General features: G+C 71.8%; 15 protein-coding genes and 1 pseudogene. 4 read left to right on the top strand and 12 right to left on the bottom strand.

Annotated elements, in window-relative coordinates:
• Nucleotides 1-853: pseudogene (locus tag VGN18_RS07605) on the top strand (elongation factor G-like protein EF-G2); the annotation flags it as partial.
• A gap of 54 nt (nt 854-907) precedes the next feature.
• Here VGN18_RS07605 and ffh read toward each other — a convergent pair.
• The 10 genes from ffh to lgt all read right to left on the bottom strand — a co-directional run bounded on the left by ffh (nt 908) and on the right by lgt (nt 10682).
• A complete protein-coding gene (gene ffh, locus VGN18_RS07600; protein ID WP_327539060.1) occupies nt 908-2452 on the bottom strand; it encodes a signal recognition particle protein in 1545 nt (514 codons plus the stop codon).
• Between the two features lie 95 nt (nt 2453-2547).
• Nucleotides 2548-3336, bottom strand: a complete 789-nt coding sequence (locus tag VGN18_RS07595; protein ID WP_327539059.1) for a universal stress protein — start codon at nt 3334-3336, stop codon at nt 2548-2550.
• 221 nt (nt 3337-3557) lie between these two features.
• Complete coding sequence (locus VGN18_RS07590; protein WP_327539058.1) at nt 3558-4322, bottom strand: SDR family NAD(P)-dependent oxidoreductase; 765 nt, start codon at nt 4320-4322, stop codon at nt 3558-3560.
• Nucleotides 4323-4343: 21 nt separating this feature from the next.
• A complete protein-coding gene (locus VGN18_RS07585; protein WP_327539057.1) occupies nt 4344-5120 on the bottom strand; it encodes an SDR family oxidoreductase in 777 nt (258 codons plus the stop codon).
• Nucleotides 5121-5123: 3 nt separating this feature from the next.
• Complete coding sequence (locus VGN18_RS07580) at nt 5124-6089, bottom strand: LLM class F420-dependent oxidoreductase (protein ID WP_327539056.1); 966 nt, start codon at nt 6087-6089, stop codon at nt 5124-5126.
• Entirely contained in the window at nt 6086-6703 is a 618-nt protein-coding gene (locus tag VGN18_RS07575; RefSeq protein WP_327539055.1) for a TetR/AcrR family transcriptional regulator, read from the bottom strand. The genes VGN18_RS07580 and VGN18_RS07575 overlap by 4 nt, the downstream gene beginning before the upstream one ends.
• A complete protein-coding gene (locus VGN18_RS07570) occupies nt 6700-7929 on the bottom strand; it encodes an acyl-CoA dehydrogenase family protein (RefSeq protein ID WP_327539054.1) in 1230 nt (409 codons plus the stop codon). Before VGN18_RS07570 ends, VGN18_RS07575 begins: the two co-directional genes overlap by 4 nt.
• Before the next feature lie 32 nt (nt 7930-7961).
• The gene (locus VGN18_RS07565) at nt 7962-8981 is read right to left on the bottom strand and encodes a phosphotransferase family protein (RefSeq protein WP_327539053.1); all 1020 of its coding nucleotides are present in this window, start codon (nt 8979-8981) and stop codon (nt 7962-7964) included.
• A gap of 80 nt (nt 8982-9061) precedes the next feature.
• On the bottom strand, nt 9062-9781 hold the full coding sequence (locus VGN18_RS07560; RefSeq protein ID WP_327539052.1) for a VIT1/CCC1 transporter family protein: 720 nt from the start codon (nt 9779-9781) through the stop codon (nt 9062-9064).
• Nucleotides 9762-10682 (bottom strand): prolipoprotein diacylglyceryl transferase, encoded by a 921-nt coding sequence (gene lgt / locus VGN18_RS07555; RefSeq protein WP_327539051.1) that lies wholly within the window; start codon nt 10680-10682, stop codon nt 9762-9764. Before lgt ends, VGN18_RS07560 begins: the two co-directional genes overlap by 20 nt.
• Before the next feature lie 51 nt (nt 10683-10733).
• On the opposite strand from lgt, the gene VGN18_RS07550 reads away from it, so the two are divergent.
• Entirely contained in the window at nt 10734-11714 is a 981-nt protein-coding gene (locus VGN18_RS07550) for a quinone oxidoreductase (RefSeq protein WP_327539050.1), read from the top strand.
• Nucleotides 11715-11803: 89 nt separating this feature from the next.
• Nucleotides 11804-12529 (top strand): lysozyme, encoded by a 726-nt coding sequence (locus VGN18_RS07545; RefSeq protein ID WP_327539049.1) that lies wholly within the window; start codon nt 11804-11806, stop codon nt 12527-12529.
• Here the strand turns inward: VGN18_RS07545 and trpA are convergent.
• Together trpA and trpB are read right to left on the bottom strand one after the other, a co-directional pair.
• A complete protein-coding gene (trpA, locus tag VGN18_RS07540; RefSeq protein WP_327539048.1) occupies nt 12526-13326 on the bottom strand; it encodes a tryptophan synthase subunit alpha in 801 nt (266 codons plus the stop codon). The two genes, VGN18_RS07545 and trpA, sit on opposite strands and share 4 nt — an antisense overlap.
• Nucleotides 13323-14600, bottom strand: coding sequence for a tryptophan synthase subunit beta (trpB, locus tag VGN18_RS07535; RefSeq protein WP_327539047.1), 1278 nt, complete (start codon nt 14598-14600; stop codon nt 13323-13325). Before trpB ends, trpA begins: the two co-directional genes overlap by 4 nt.
• Nucleotides 14601-14704: 104 nt before the next feature.
• Here trpB and VGN18_RS07530 point away from each other — a divergent pair, with 104 nt between their 5' ends.
• Nucleotides 14705-15295, top strand: a complete 591-nt coding sequence (locus VGN18_RS07530; protein WP_327539046.1) for a class I SAM-dependent methyltransferase — start codon at nt 14705-14707, stop codon at nt 15293-15295.
• Nucleotides 15296-15415: the final 120 nt, after the last annotated feature.

The following is a 15415-nucleotide window of genomic DNA, read 5'->3' as shown; positions in this document are numbered from 1 at the left end:
CACGCGTGCCGACGAGGATGCGCTCGCGAAGGCGCTGGGACGGCTGACTGCCGGCGACCCGACGCTGCGGGTCGAACGGCATCAGGACACCGGCCAGCTCGTCCTGTGGTGCCTCGGCGAGGCGCACGCCGACGTCGCTCTCGAGCGGCTGCGCGCGACCGGCGCGCACGTAGAGACGGTGCCGCTGCGCATCGCGCTTCGCGAGACGTTGACGGCGCGGGCGGTGGGCCACGGCCGGCAGGTCAAGCAGTCCGGCGGGCACGGGCAGTACGCGGTGTGCGACGTCGAGGTGGAGCCGCTGCCCCGCGGCACGGGTGTCGAGTTCGCCGAGAAGGTCGTCGGCGGCGCGGTGCCGTCGCAGTTCATCAGCTCGGTGGAGAAGGGGGTGCGGGCCCAGCTGGCACAAGGTCTGGGCCACGACCACATCCCGGTCGTGGACGTGCGGGTGACCCTGCTCGACGGCAAGGCACACAGCGTCGATTCCTCGGACGCCGCGTTCCAGACCGCCGGGGCCCTCGCGGTCAAGGACGCCGCCCCGAACGCGGGCCCGGCGCTGCTCGAACCGATCGCGGCGGTCGACATCACCGTGCCCGACGCCCACGTCGGCGCCGTCATGTCCGACCTGTCCGGCCGCCGCGGGCGGGTCACCGGCACCGTTCCCGACGAGACCGCCCCGGTCGGGATGGAACGCACGGTGGTGCACGCCGAGGTGCCCGATGCCGAGCTGGTCCGCTACCCGATCACGCTGCGCTCGCTGACCGCGGGCACCGGCCGGTTCACCCGGCGCTTCGCGCGGTTGGACGTCGTGCCGGCGCACGTCGCCGATTCGCTGCGCGAACCGGTGTCGGGCTGACCGCTCAGCCGCCGAGCGCGGGCCCGACGCCCGCCGGCGCGTCCTGCACGACCGCTACTGCTTGGGGAACTTGAGCTTGGACAGGTCCGGCAGCTCGTCCATGCCGGGCGGCAACTGACCGGGCGGCAGCTGCGGCATCCCGCCGGGCATCCCACCGGGCATCCCACCGGGGAATCCGCCCGGGAATCCCGCGGGCATGCGCGGCTGCGTCGGGCCCCGGCCGCCCTTCTTGCCCTTGGCGTTCTTGCGCTTGTTCTTGGAGGACTTGGTCGCCGAACGCTTGCGCATGCCGGGGATCATGCCGCTCATCTGGCCCATCATCTTGCGGGCCTCGAAGAACCGGTCGACGAGCTGGTTGACCTCGTTGACCTTGACGCCGGAGCCGTTCGCGATGCGCAGCCGACGCGAGCCGTTGATCATCTTCGGGTTCTCGCGTTCGGCCGGGGTCATCGAGCGGATGATCGCCGCGGTGCGGTCGAGATCCTTGTCGTCGACCTGGGAGATGGCTTCCTTCATCTGGCCCATGCCGGGCAGCATCCCGAGGATGTTGCCGATCGGGCCCATCTTGCGGATCGCCATCAGCTGGTCGAGGAAATCCTCGAGGGTGAACTGGTTGCCGGCCGCGAGTTTCGCGGCCATCTTCTCGGCCTCGTCCTCGTCGAAGCTCTTCTGCGCCTGCTCGATCAGGGTGAGCATGTCGCCCATGCCGAGGATGCGTGACGCCATCCGGTCAGGGTGGAAGACGTCGAAGTCCTCGAGCTTCTCGCCGTTGGACGCGAACATGATCGGCTGGCCGGTCACCTCGCGCACCGACAGCGCGGCACCACCGCGAGCGTCGCCGTCGAGCTTGGTGAGCACCACGCCGGTGAAGCCGACGCCGCTCTGGAACGCCTCGGCCGTGTTCACGGCGTCCTGGCCGACCATCGCGTCGACGACGAACAGCACCTCCTGCGGCTCGACCGCCGCCCGTATGTCGGCGGCCTGCTGCATCATCTCGGCGTCGATGCCCAGGCGGCCGGCGGTGTCGACGATGACCATGTCGTGCTGCGCGCGGCGGGCGAAGTCGATCGAGTCGCGGGCCACCTGCACCGGGTCACCGACGCCGTTGCCCGGCTGGGGGGCGTAGGTGGCGACGCCGGCGCGCTGGCCGACCACCTGCAGCTGGTTCACCGCGTTCGGACGCTGCAGGTCACAGGCCACCAGCAGGGGCGTGTGCCCCTGCTCGCGCAGCCAGTGGGCGAGCTTGCCGGCGAGCGTCGTCTTACCGGCACCCTGCAGGCCGGCCAGCATGAGCACCGTCGGCGGTTGCTTGGCGTACTGCAGCCGGCGGGTCTCACCGCCGAGGATCTCGATGAGTTCCTCGTTGACGATCTTGATGACCTGTTGCGCCGGGTTCAGCGCCTGCGAGACCTCCGCCCCGCGGGCCCGCTCCTTGATCTGGGCGATGAACTTGCGCACCACGACCAGGGCGACGTCGGCCTCGAGCAGGGCGATCCGGATCTCGCGCGCCGTCGCGTCGATGTCCGCCTCGGACAGCCGTCCCTTGCCCCGCAGGTTGGTGAATACCGCGGACAGGCGGTCGGAGAGCGTGTCGAACACGGGCGATCCTTCGCGGTCGGAGCAGGCGGCCGGGTGGAGCAGTCGGCGGACGGACCAGCCCAGGGTACGTGCCCGGCCGCGGCGGCCCGCAGCCGTCAGACCACGGTGAGCGCGATCAGCAGGTTGGTCGAGAGGTTGTGCGCGATGCGGTTGGAGACCGAGCCCATCAGCCGCGACGGGCCGCTCAGACCGCGGTTGCCGATCACGAGCAGGTCGTACTCGTCGCCCACCTCGACGATAGTGCGCGCGACCTGGCCCAGGCCGGCGTGGACAACTCTGGACCTGAACTCGATACCGCGGCGGGTCAGATCGTCGACCACGGAATCGAGGGCCGCCGCCCCCTCCTCGTCCGTCCTCGCGACGGTGACGATGTCGGGCACGACGCCGAGCGCCCGGGCAAGGGCGACGCCCTTGTAGACCCCGCGGTTGGCCGTGGACGAGCCGTCGGTCGTGGTGGCGATGCGGCGCAGCTCGGCCGCGCGACCGGCCACGGCCAGCAGCAGGTCGACCGGGCTGTGGTGGGCGAGCTGGTGGGCGGTGTTGCCGCCGAATCGCTCGCCGTCGCTGTCGACGCCGCGGTCGCCCACGACGAGCAGGCATTCGAGGCGTTCCCGGACGATGTCGATCAGCGCGTCGGCCGGCGCGCCGGATGCCCCGGGTTCCATACGGCGCACCTCGGCCACGCCGAGCGAGCGGGCCACCGTCTCGGCCGCCTCGGTCACGGTGGACGCGCCGAGGTAGGCGTCCGGCCCGGACCCGGTCCAGGCCGAGACGACCGACAGGGGCGCGGCCAGCGCACCGGCCACGCCCGCCGCCAGCCGGACGGCCTGGGTGCCGGCGTCGCTGCCGTCGGTGCCGACCACGATCTCGGGATACGCGTCCACGCAGGTCCTCCGGGGTAGGCCGTCGTCCGGGCGCCGCCAACGTAACCGGATCGACGCCGGGCGGCGAGTCGGAACTTCCCGACGAGCGGCCCGCGGAGCAGGGACCTTTCCTCCCCCGATCCGCCGGTCGGATCCCCTATATTGACCGCGACGCGGTCGCACCGGTCCGCGGGGGATAGGTGCGGCCGCGCCGCCGCGCGTCCGGTCCGGGTTCGGGCAGGTCAGAGCAGGCCGCGACCGCCGTCGACGTAGATGACCTGGCCGGTGACGTAGCCCGACTCCTCGCCGGCGAAGAACGCGACGGTGTTCGCGATGTCGTCCGGGACGCCGCCGCGCCGCACCGGCACGGCGGCCGCGACCGCCTCGCGCATCGCCTCGATGGTGGTTCCGGTGCGCTCGGCGGTCGCCTTCGTCATCGCCGTCTCGATGAAGCCGGGGGCGATGGCGTTGGATGTGACGCCGAACGGGCCGAGCTCGATGGCGAGCGTCTTGGCCAGCCCCTGCAGGCCCGCCTTGGCCGTCGAGTAGTTCGACTGGCCGCGGTTGCCGAGCGCCGAGGTCGACGACATGCAGACGATGCGCCCGTACTTGGCCTCGACCATGTGCTTCTGGGCGATCTGGCTGCACAGGAACGCGCCGCGCAGGTGCACCTCCATGACCATCGTCCAGTCGTCGTCGGTCATCTTGAACAGCAGGTTGTCGCGCAGGACCCCGGCGTTGTTGATCAGGATGTGCAGCCCGCCGTACTCGCCGACGAGCGTGTCGACGGCGGCCTGCACCTGATCGCGCTTGGAGACGTCGGCCCCGAGGCCGATCGCGGTGCCACCGGCGGCGGTGATCTCGTCGGCCACGGCCTGGGCGGCCTCTTGCTGCAGGTCGAGCACGCCGACCTTGGCGCCGTCGGCGGCGAGGCGCGCCGCGATGGCGGCGCCGATGCCCTGCGCGGCTCCGGTGACGAGCGCGACGCGGTCCTGAACTCCTGGCATGTGCGTTCCTTTCGAAGTGATCTAGCGGTTGACGAGTCGACGGACGCCGGCGAGCCAGCGGTCCGGATCGGACGCCTTCTGCGCCCAGAACGTACCGACCTGCGGATGGGGCAGGATCAGGAACCTCTCCTCGGCGAGGCCGGCGGCCACGGTGTCGGCCACCTGTTCGGCGGTGAGGATCTCGCCCGAGGCGGCGACGGCCTGGGCGCCGGGCTCCCCCGCGGCCAGCGGATCCATGAGCAGCGGGGTGGACACCCCCATCGGGCAGAGCACGCTGACGCCGATGCCCTGCGCCCCGTAGGTGACCGAGAGCCACTCGGCGAACGCGACGGCGCCGTGCTTGGTGACGGCGTACGGGGCGTCGCCGGGCGAGGTGAGCAGGCCGGCGGCCGACGCGGTCTGGAGCAGGTAGCCGCGGCCCCGCTCGAGCATCGCGGGCAGCACCGCCCGCGCGGCGTAGACGTGGGCCATCGTGTTGACCTCGAAGGCGCGGTGCCACAGGTCGTCGGGGTCGTCGAGCGCGACGCCGGTGGTGATGCCCGCGTTCGAGCAGAACAGGTCGATCGCGCCGTCGCGGGCGATCGTCCGCTCGACCAGGCCGTTGACCGCGGCGGCGTCGGTGACGTCGATGCACTCGGCCACGCCACCGACCTCGTCGGCGACGGACTGGGCCTTGGCCAGGTCGCGGTCGACCACGACGACGTTGCGGGCGCCGTCCGCGGCGAACCGGCGAGCGAGCGCCGCCCCGATCCCGCTGGCGCCGCCGGTGACGACGGCGACCGAATCCTTGATGTCCATGGGTCAGGCCTCCGGGGCGAGCTTGGCGAGCAGGTCGAGGTTCGGTGGTCCGTCCGGGGTCGGCAGCAGGGCGATGACCGGCGTCTTGACCCCGGCGTCGGCGTAGGCCTGCACCTGGTCGCGGCACGACTCGGGGCTGCCGTGCAGCACCAGGTCGTCGACGACCTGGTCCGGCACCGCGGCGAAGGCGGCCTTGCGGTCGCCCGCGGCCCAGGCGTCGTGCATCGGCTCGAGCACGTCACCCCGGCCGAGCCAGTCGTGGAACTTGGCGTAGGCCGGCACGGTGAGGTAGCTCGAGATCGCGAAGCGACCGACGTTGCGGGCGAACTCGGTGTCCTCGGTCGGGCAGACGAAGATGCGGGCGACGACCTCGGCGTCGGCGTTGTCGACCTCGGCCAGGCACTGGGCGACGTCGTAGGAGGCCAGCCAGTTCAGGATCGCGCCGTCGGCCTCGCGCCCGGCCAGGCGCAGCATCTGCGGGCGCAGCGCGGCCAGGACGATGCGGGGCGGCTCGGCCGGCGCCTGCTCGAGCTTGAACCGCTTGATGCTGAAGGTGTCGAACTCGCCGTCGACCCGCTCCCCCGCCAGCGCCGCGCGGGTGGTGCGCAGGACGTCGCGGGTGCGTTTGTACGGCTCGGTGAACGGGATGGCGTTCCACTGCCCGACGATGACCGGGCTGGACGCGCCGAGGCCGAGCACGAAGCGTCCCGGAGCCGCGGCGGCGAGCGCGCCGGCCGACATCGCGATCAGGGCCGGCCCCCGGGTGTAGACCGGCACGATCGCGGTGCCCAGGCGCAGCGTCGGCTCCCACGAGGCGGCGAGCGCGAGCGGCGTGAACGCGTCGGTGCCGTTCGTCTCGGCCGACCACACGTCGGTGTAGCCGAGATCGGGCAGCGCCCGGATGATCTCGGCGTGCTCGAGCAGCGGCACCCCGGTCAGCGGGATGGTCAGGCCCCAGCGGTTGCTCATGCAGGTGTCCTTGTCTTCTCGGGGGACGGTGTCGCGGGCGGCGCCAGGCCGGCCAGGACGAAGTCGGCGAGCTCGTCGCCGAGTTCCGCGGGCCGCTTGCGACCGTCGGGCGAGTACCACAGCGGCAGCTCGTTGACGACGCCGAAGATGGTGAAGGTGACGGTGTCGGCCGAGGCCACCGGGGCGAACTCCCCCGACGCCTGCCCGTCGGCGATCAGCTGCTTCACGGTGTCGTGGTAGCGGCGCCGCTCGCGGCGGTACTGCTCGGTGCGCTCGTCGCCGAGCCGGTGCATCTCGCGTCCGAACACCAGGGCCTGCCGTGCACTGGCGGCGGTCGAGGTGACGAGGTCGACGATGAGCGCGCGCAGCGTCTCGGCCGCCGGACGGCCCCGGGCCACGAGGTCGTCCATCACCGCGAGCTGGCGGGTGATGAGGTCGCCGTACACCTCGTAGAGCAGCGCCTCCTTGCTCGCGAAGTGATGGTAGAAGCCGCCCTTCGCAACGCCGGCCCGCGCCACCACCTGGGCCACCGAGGTGCCGTCGTAGCCCTGTTGGGCGAAGAGCTCGACCGCCGCGTCGAGGACGCGGTCACGCACGGCCGACGGTGCGGTCACGTCACCGGCGCGTGGCGGCGCAGTTCCTCGCGGGCGATCGAGCGCAGGTGCACCTCGTCCGGGCCGTCGGCGAGGTGCAGGGTGCGCAGTCCGGCCCACATCGCCGCCAGCGGCACGTCGCCGGAGACACCGGCGGCGCCGTGGGCCTGGATCGCCTTGTCGAGGACGAACGACGCCGCCCGGGGCGCGGCCACCTTGATGGCTGCGATCTCGGTGCGGGCCTTGCGGGCGCCGACGGTGTCGATCAGCCAGGCGGCGTTGAGCACCAGCAGCCGGGCCTGGTTGATGGCCAGGCGCGATTCGGCGATCCACTCCTGCACCACACCCTGGTTGGCGATCGGCTGGCCGAAGGCGGTGCGCGACGAGGCGCGGGTGCACATGAGCTCGAGCGCGCGCTCGGCCATGCCGAGGGAGCGCATGCAGTGGTGGATGCGGCCGGGACCGAGGCGGGCCTGGGCCATCATGAAGCCGCCGCCCTGGGGGCCGAGCAGGTTCGTGGCCGGCACCCGGACGTTGTCGTAGTGGATGACGCCGTGCCCGCCGTGCGGGCCGTCGTCGTAGCCGAAGACCGTCGTCGACCGCTCGATCGTGACGCCGGGGCTGTCCAGCGGCACCAGGATCATCGAGTGCCGCGCGTACTTCGCCGCGTCGGGGTCGCTGACACCCATGACGATCGCGACCTTGCACTCCGGCCGCATCGCGCCGGTCGACCACCACTTGCGACCGTTGACGACGTAGCTGTCGCCGTCGGGGGTGATCGTGGCTGCGATGTTCGAGGCGTCGGACGACGCGACGGCCGGCTCGGTCATCGAGAAGCAGGAGCGGATCTCGGCGTTCAGCAGCGGCTCGAGCCACTGCGTCGTCTGTCCCGGCGTGGCGAACATGGCCAGCAACTCCATGTTGCCGGTGTCCGGGGCCGAGCAGTTCATCGACTCGGGGGCGATCATCGGCGAGCGGCCGGAGAGCTCGGCGATCGGCGCGTACTCGAGCACCGACAGCCCGGCGCCGTGCTCGGCGTCGGGCAGGAACAGGTTCCACAGGCCCTGGGCCCGGGCCGTCTCCTTGAGCCCGGTGAGCACGGCCGGGGTGCGGAACGGATCGCCCGCCGCCCGGAACGCGGCCTCCTGCTCGTGGAACTCGGCCTCGGCCGGGTAGACGTGCTCGTCGAGGAAGCGGGACACGGTGTCCTGCAGTTCGAGCGAGCGCTCACTGTGTGCGAAGTCCATCGTGCTCCGATCGATCGGGGTTGGGGCGGCGGTCAACGACCGCTGAGCCGGTCCAGGGCGTAGCCGAGCAGCAGCGGCACCGAGCGGCCGAAGTGGTCGAACCCGGCGCCGACCGTCTTGCCGGCGAGGTAGCGGTTGTGGATGCCCTCGGAGACGACGGCGAGCTTGAAGTAGCCGAAGGCGACGTACCAGTCGAGGTCGCCGAGATCGCGCGGCGAGCTGCGGGCGTAGCGCTCGACCATCGCGTCCGCGGTGAGGAAGCCGCGCTCGGGCTTCATCATCGGCATCACGAGATCGTCCGAGGCGGACAGGCTCTGGTAGACGACGAGCAGCCCGACATCGGTGAGCGGGTCGCCGAGGGTGGCCATCTCCCAGTCGACGACGGCCGCGATGCGGTCGAGCCCGGGCGCGAACATGACGTTGGTGAGCCGGTAGTCGCCGTGCACGATGGCCGGCGCCGACTGCTCGGGCATGGTGGCGCCGAGACGCTCGACGAGGCGGCCGAGTTCCTCACGCGGCTCGGTCTCCGAGGCCTGCCACTGGCCGTGCCAGCGCTTGAGCTGGCGGGCCAGGAAGCCCTCGGGGCGGCCGAACTCGGCCAGCCCGACCGCAGCCGGGTCGACCTCGTGCAGCGTGACGAGCGTGTCCATCAGCAGCTCGCAGCAGTGCTTGGCGTCGGCCGGGTCGAGCTCCGCCAGCAGGTCGGGCTTGTCGAGCACGACACCGTCGACGAAGCCCATCAGGTAGAACGACGCCCCGATGACGTCCTTGTCGTCGCACAGCGCGACCGCCTGCGGCACCGGCACCTCGGTCGGCGCGAGCGCGTTGATGACGCGGAACTCGCGAACCATGTCGTGGGCCGTCGGCAGCACGTGGGCCAGCGGCGGGCGGCGCATCGCCCAGGTGGAGGTGCCGTCGGTGATGCGGTAGGTCAGGTTCGACTTGCCGCCGGCCACCACCTCGCCGGTGAGCTCACCCTGGCGCAGGCCGGGGTGCTGCTCGTCGAGCCAGCGGGTGAGGGCGGGGACATCGACTCCGGGAAGGTCGCTCACCCGGCCGACCCTAGAGACCGACCGGTCGGTCTGACAAGGGTCGAGCCGGCGTGTCGGTCGCGCCACCTACCCCGCGGCACTTAACCCACAGTGGCGTGGAACAGCGTGCCGACACCGAAGGTGACCGCCGCCGCGAGCACGCCGAGAACAAGTTGGCGGCTGCCCGCGTAGACCCACGGCCGGCTGGTGAAGCGGGCCGCGGCCGCGCCGGCGGCGAACAGCGACAGCACGCTGAGGATGCCCGAGATCCACAGCGTGTGCGCACCCATCAGGTAGGGCAGCAGCGGGATGAATGCGCCGACGCTGAAGGAGGCGAGCGAGGAGTAGGCGGCCGTCCACGGGCTGGGCAGCTGGTGCGGGTCGACGCCCAGCTCCTCCTGCGCGTGGATGATGAGCGCCTGGTCGGGGTCGCGGGAGAGTTGCTCGGCGACCTTCAGGGCGGTCTCGCGGTCGACGCCGCGCTCGACGTACATCTGGGCCAGCTCGGCCTGCTCGGCCGCGGCGTTGTGGATGAGCTCGTGCCGCTCGACGTCGATCTCGGCCTGGGTCGACTCGTTCTGACTCTGCACCGACAGGTACTCGCCGGTCGACATCGAGAACGCACCGCCGACGAGGCCGGCCAACCCGGCCAGCGACACCTGGCTGCTGGTGGCCGACGCCCCGGCGATACCGGCGATCAGGGCGAAGTTCGAGACCAGACCGTCCATCATCCCGAAGACGGTCGGACGCAGCCAGCCGCCGCTGACGTCGCGGTGGTCGTGGTGGATCTCGCCGGTGATCTCAATCGTCTCGTCCGACATCCGCGCCCACCTCCTGCTCGTCGGGGGCGTCATCGGCCGGTACGTCGTAGTAGGGCGTGGACTCCCGCTCGGCGTGGAAGCCGCCGTGGCGCAGGAACCAGGCCAGGCCGCCGAGGAACACGACGACGGACGTCCAGTCGTTGAGGCGCAACCCGAGGATGTGGTTGGCGTGGTCGGTGCGCAGGGCCTCGATCCAGAACCGTCCGACGGTGTAGCCCATGACGTAGAGCGCCATCACGTTGCCGCGGCCGAGGCGCAGGCGGCGGTCGAGCAGGATCAGCGCGACCCCGAGCGAGACGTCCCAGATGCTCTCGTACAGGAAGGTCGGCTGGTAGTAGCCGCAGACCTGGGCGCCGATGCGGCCGAACGTGCAGGCCTGGGCGTGACCGTCGCCGACCTGCAGGTCGTGGATCTCGAGCTTCCACGGCAGGTTCGTCGGCGAGCCGAACAGCTCGTTGTTGAACCAGTTGCCCCAGCGGCCGAGGGCCTGGGCGAAGACCACGCCGGGAACGGCGGCGTCGGCGAAGACGACGAGCTTGATGCCCCGGCGACGGCAGCCGATCCAGGCGCCGAGCGTGCCGAGCGCCACGGCGCCCCAGATGCCGAGACCGCCGTCCCAGATCTTGAGCGCGTCGATCGGGTGCCGGCCGGCGGTGAAGTACAGCTCCGGATCGGAGACGACGTGGTAGAGCCGGCCGCCGATGATGCCGAACAGCACGGCCCAGCCCGCGACGTCCCAGACATGGTCGGGGTTGCCGTTGCGTTCCTTCCAGCGCCGCGTCGTCAGGCTGATCGCGACCAGGATGCCGGCGATGATGCACAAGGCGTACGCGCGGATCGGGAACGGACCGATGTGCCACACGCTGGTGGTGGGACTGGGGATCGAGGCGAGCACCTGCACCCGCCCACGGTACTTGTCCCGACCTGGGGGTCGGTCACTACGTTGGGACCCATGGCCGAGGACATGCGTGCAGTGATCGTCACCGAGCACGGGAACGTCGACGTGCTCGAGGTGCAGGACCGACCGATGCCGCACGTCGGGGCGGGTGAACTGCTCGTCCGCGTCGCCGCGTCGGGCGTCAACTTCATCGATGTCTACCAGCGCGAGGGCATCTACCCGGGGACGACCCCGTTCGGGCTGGGCATGGAATGCGCCGGCGAGGTGCTGGCCGTGGGCGACGGCGTCGACGGTGTCTCGGTCGGGGACGTCGTGGCCACCGCCGAGGGCCACGGCACCCACGCCACGGTCAGCGTGGTCGAGGCGGCCAAGGCCGTGCCGGTGCCCGACGGCGTCGCGAGCGACGTCGCCGCCGCCGCGATGCTGCAGGGCATGACCGCGCACTACCTGGTGCACTCGACGTACCCGGTGCGCGAGGGCGACGACGTCCTGGTGCACGCCGCCGCCGGCGGCGTGGGCCAGTTGCTCGTGCAGATGGTGAAGGCCCAGGGGGCGCGGGTGATCGCGACCGTGGGCAGCGCCGCGAAGGTGGCCGTCGCGAGCGCCGCCGGGGCCGACCACGTCATCCGCTACGACGAGGTCGACGAGCTCGCCGCCGCGGTCCGCGAGATCGTGCCGGACGGCGTCCACGTCGCCTACGACGGTGTCGGGAAGGCGACCTTCGACGCCTCGATGGGCTCCTTGCGCCGGCGCGGCACGCTCGCGCTGTTCGGGGCGGCGAGCGGTCCGGTGCCACCCGTCGACCCGCAGCGCCTCAACCGCGGCGGGTCGCTGTTCCTGACCCGGCCGACCCTGGCGCACTACACCGCGACGCGCGAGGAGCTGCTGGAGCGGGCCGGCGACGTGCTCACCGCCGTCCTCGAAGGCACCCTGTCCATCGCGATCGGCGGGAGGTACCGGCTCGACGACGTCGCCCGGGCCTACCGCGATCTCGAGGGCCGGGCCACGACCGGGAAGTTGCTGCTCGAGCCCTGAGGGGCCGGGGGAAGTTGTCCCCATTCCCGACCTGAGGGCCTTCTGTGATGTTTGTCGCGCACCCGACAAACCACCCCGGAAGGAACCTCGTGAAGCGCTCCCTGTTCACCCTCGCCGCCTCGGCCGTCGCCACCGCGACGGTCGCGCTCGGCATCGTCGCCGGCGCCGGCCCGGCCGCGGCGACGAACGTCGTCAACGGCATGGACATGTCGCACTACCAGGGCTCGATCGACTATGCGACGCAGTACTCGCACGGCGCCCGCTTCGTCTACGTCAAGGCGACCGAGGGCGTCTCCTACACCGACTCCGCGTTCGCGGCGAACTACAACGGCTCCTACCGCGCCGGCTTCGTCCGCGGCGCGTACCACTTCGCCCGGCCGAACAAGTCGAGCGGCTCGGCCCAGGCCGACTACTTCATCGGCCACGGCGGCGGCTGGTCACGCGACGGCCGGACGCTGCCGGGCGCGGTCGACCTGGAGTACAACCCCTACAGCGGCGGCACCTGCTACGGCCGGACGAACGCGAGCATGGCCGCCTGGATCCGTGACTTCAGCAACCGCTACCACTACCGCGAGCACGTGTACCCCGTCATCTACACGTCGACGAGCTGGTGGTCGCTGTGCGTCGGGACGGCCGGCAGCTTCGGCACGACCAACCCGCTGTGGGTGGCGCGCTACAGCTCGAGCGTCGGCCCGCTCCCGCACGGCTGGAGCTACTACACCTTCTGGCAGAGCGCGGACTCCGGTCGCTACCCCGGTGACCAGGACCGCTTCAACGGCGGCTACGCGCAGCTCAAGGCCATCGCCAACGGTTAGTGGCGGCGACGCACGCCGTCGGCGAGGTCGGCGGCCAGGGCGCGGACGGCGGCGATGCCATCCGCGTTCGGCGCGTCCAGCAGGCAGCGCACGAGCGCCGAGCCGACGATGACGCCGTCGGCGAAGCCGGCCACCTGCGCGGCCTGGTCGCCGTCGGAGACGCCCAGGCCGACGCAGACCGGGATGTCCGGGGCCAGCGCGCGGAAGCGGCCGACCAGCGCGCTCGCCGCGTCGTCGACACTCGTCCGCGCGCCGGTCACGCCCATCACCGCGGCGGCGTACACGAAGCCGCGCGAGGCGGCTGCCGTCGACACGATGCGGGCGTCGGACGACGACGGAGCGACCAGGAAGATCCGGTCGAGGTCGTGCGCGTCGGTCGCGGCGATCCAGCGGGCGGCCTCGTCCGGGATGAGGTCGGGGGTGATCGCGCCCGAACCGCCGGCCGCCGCGAGGTCGGCGGCGAAACGGTCGACGCCGTAGCGCTCGACCGGGTTCCAATAGGTCATGATCACCGCGGCCGCACCGGCCTCGGCGACGGCGGCCACCGCGCGCAGGGCGTCCTTGATGCCGACCCCGGCGCGAACGGCCGGCTCGGCGGCGGCCTGGATGGTCGGGCCGTCCATCACCGGGTCGCTGTAGGGCACGCCGACCTCGACGATGTCGACGCCACCCTCGACCATCGCGACGATCGCCTCGATCGACTCGTCGACCGACGGGTAGCCGACCGGCAGGTAGCCGATGAGGGCCGCCCGGTTGTCGGCCCGGCACTTGGCGAGGACGTCGGAGACGGCGCTCACGAGATGCTCTCCGGCGTCGTCTCGGCGGCTGGTTCCTCGATCTCGCCCTCGAGGTTCATGCCGAAGTACTCCGTCGCGGTCTCGACGTCCTTGTCGCCTCGGCCGGAGAGGTTGACCAGGATCGCGGCGTCGGGGCCGAGCTCGCGGCCGAGGACGAGCGCGCCGGCGAGCGCGTGGGCCGACTCGATGGCCGGGATGATGCCCTCGGTGCGGGCGAGCAGCGAGAACGCCTCCATCGCCTGGGCGTCGGTGATCGGGCGGTACTCGGCCCGGCCGATGTCGTGCAGGTACGAGTGCTCCGGCCCGACACCGGGGTAGTCGAGCCCGGCCGAGATCGAGTGGGACTCGATCGTCTGACCCTGGTCGTCCTGCAGCAGGTACGAGCGGGCGCCGTGCAGCACCCCGGGCACTCCCCCGGTGATGGACGCGGCGTGCCGGCCGGTCTCGACGCCGTCGCCGGCCGCCTCGAGGCCGACCAGACGCACACCCTCGTCGCCGATGAATGCGGTGAAGATGCCGATGGCGTTGGAGCCGCCACCGACGCACGCGGCGACGACGTCGGGCAGGCGGCCGATGCGCTCGAGCACCTGGACCCGGGCCTCGTCGCCGATGATGCGCTGGTACTCGCGCACCAGCATCGGGAACGGGTGCGGGCCGGCGGCGGTGCCGAACACGTAGTTGGTCGTCTCGACGTTGGTGACCCAGTCGCGCATCGCCTCGTTGATGGCGTCCTTCAGCGTGCGCGAGCCGGTCGTCACCGGGACGACCTCGGCGCCGAGCAGCTTCATGCGGGCGACGTTGAGGGCCTGGCGGCGGATGTCCTCCGAACCCATGTACACGGTGCAGTCGAGGCCCATGAGCGCGGCGGCCGTGGCGGTGGCGACGCCGTGCTGACCGGCGCCGGTCTCGGCGATGACCCGCTTCTTTCCGATGCGCTGCGTCAGCAGGGCCTGCCCGAGCACATTGTTGATCTTGTGGGAGCCGGTGTGGTTGAGATCCTCGCGCTTGAGCAGGATCCGGGCGCCACCGGCGTGGGCGCCGAACTTCGGCACGTCGGTGAGCGGGCTGGGTCGTCCGGTGTAGTCCTTGTGCAGGCGGGCGAGCTCGGCCCGGAATTCGGGGTCGGCCTGCGTTGCGTGGAAGGCGGCGGTGAGGTCGTCGATCGCGGCGACGAGCGCCTCGGGGACGAACCGGCCGCCGAACTCGCCGAAGTGGCCGGTGGCGTCGGGCGTCGCGACGCGGGCGTCGGCGGACGAGGTGTGCGTGGAGGTCATGGCGGTCTGCTCCGATCAGAGGGGTACGGGACGGGGCGTTATGCCCGCCATCGACCGCCTGAGTGCGCCATGCCCACGACTCTACCGGCCGCTACGGTCGGCTGATGACCGAACGTCCACGCTGGTTCACCGAGCACGACGAGCGCCACTCGGCGGGCTACGTGGCCCGGTTCCGGCGCATGGCCGCCGACGGTGCCGACCTCGTCGGTGAGGCCCGGTTGGTGGACGTCCTGGTCGGGCGGGCCGCCCGAATCCTCGACGCCGGCTGCGGGCCCGGGCGGGTCGGTGCCGAGCTGCACGCGCGCGGGCACGACGTCGTCGGCGTGGACGTCGACCCGGTACTGATCGAGGCCGCCCGGGCCGACCATCCCGGCCCGCGCTGGGAGCTGGCCGACCTCGCGTCGCTCGATCTCGACGGGCCCCCCTTCGACGCCGCCGTGCTCGCCGGCAACGTGCTGGTCTACGTGGCGCCCGGATCGGAGCGGCAGGTGCTGGCCCGGGTGTCCGCGCACGTGCGTCCGGGCGGTGTGATCGTGCTCGGTTTCGCGACCGACCGGGAGTACGGCGTGGCCGAGCTCGACGCCGACGTGACCGCCCTCGGGCTCACCGTCGAGCACCGCTTCGCCACCTGGGATCTGCACCCGTGGACCGCCGACGTCCCGTGGGCCGTGAGCATCGTGCGCCTCCCGCGCTGAAGCCGCTCACGTCGAATCGCCCTGACCACGAGCCGCTGTGGACGAGCCGGCACCGTCCACACCGCCGATCCGCGCCAGGAACGATCGCGTGCTGGTGCGCCCGAGATCGGCGCGGGAACG

The organism is Jatrophihabitans sp., from assembly GCF_036000465.1.
In the GTDB taxonomy this organism is placed as follows: domain Bacteria; phylum Actinomycetota; class Actinomycetes; order Mycobacteriales; family Jatrophihabitantaceae; genus Jatrophihabitans.
Note: the sequence above shows the minus strand (reverse complement) of the source record. Positions and strands in the feature narration are given on the sequence as shown.

What these genes read in the sequence shown, in the direction of transcription:
- VGN18_RS07550 (WP_327539050.1), top strand. Translation starts at nt 10,734, where the DNA reads ATGGCCGAGGACATGCGTGCAGTGATCGTCACCGAGCACGGGAACGTC.
- VGN18_RS07585 (WP_327539057.1), bottom strand. Translation starts at nt 5,120, where the DNA reads ATGGACATCAAGGATTCGGTCGCCGTCGTCACCGGCGGCGCCAGCGGG.
- VGN18_RS07580 (WP_327539056.1), bottom strand. Translation starts at nt 6,089, where the DNA reads ATGAGCAACCGCTGGGGCCTGACCATCCCGCTGACCGGGGTGCCGCTG.
- VGN18_RS07590 (WP_327539058.1), bottom strand. Translation starts at nt 4,322, where the DNA reads ATGCCAGGAGTTCAGGACCGCGTCGCGCTCGTCACCGGAGCCGCGCAG.
- VGN18_RS07570 (WP_327539054.1), bottom strand. Translation starts at nt 7,929, where the DNA reads ATGGACTTCGCACACAGTGAGCGCTCGCTCGAACTGCAGGACACCGTG.
- trpB (WP_327539047.1), bottom strand. Translation starts at nt 14,600, where the DNA reads ATGACCTCCACGCACACCTCGTCCGCCGACGCCCGCGTCGCGACGCCC.
- VGN18_RS07560 (WP_327539052.1), bottom strand. Translation starts at nt 9,781, where the DNA reads ATGTCGGACGAGACGATTGAGATCACCGGCGAGATCCACCACGACCAC.
- VGN18_RS07530 (WP_327539046.1), top strand. Translation starts at nt 14,705, where the DNA reads ATGACCGAACGTCCACGCTGGTTCACCGAGCACGACGAGCGCCACTCG.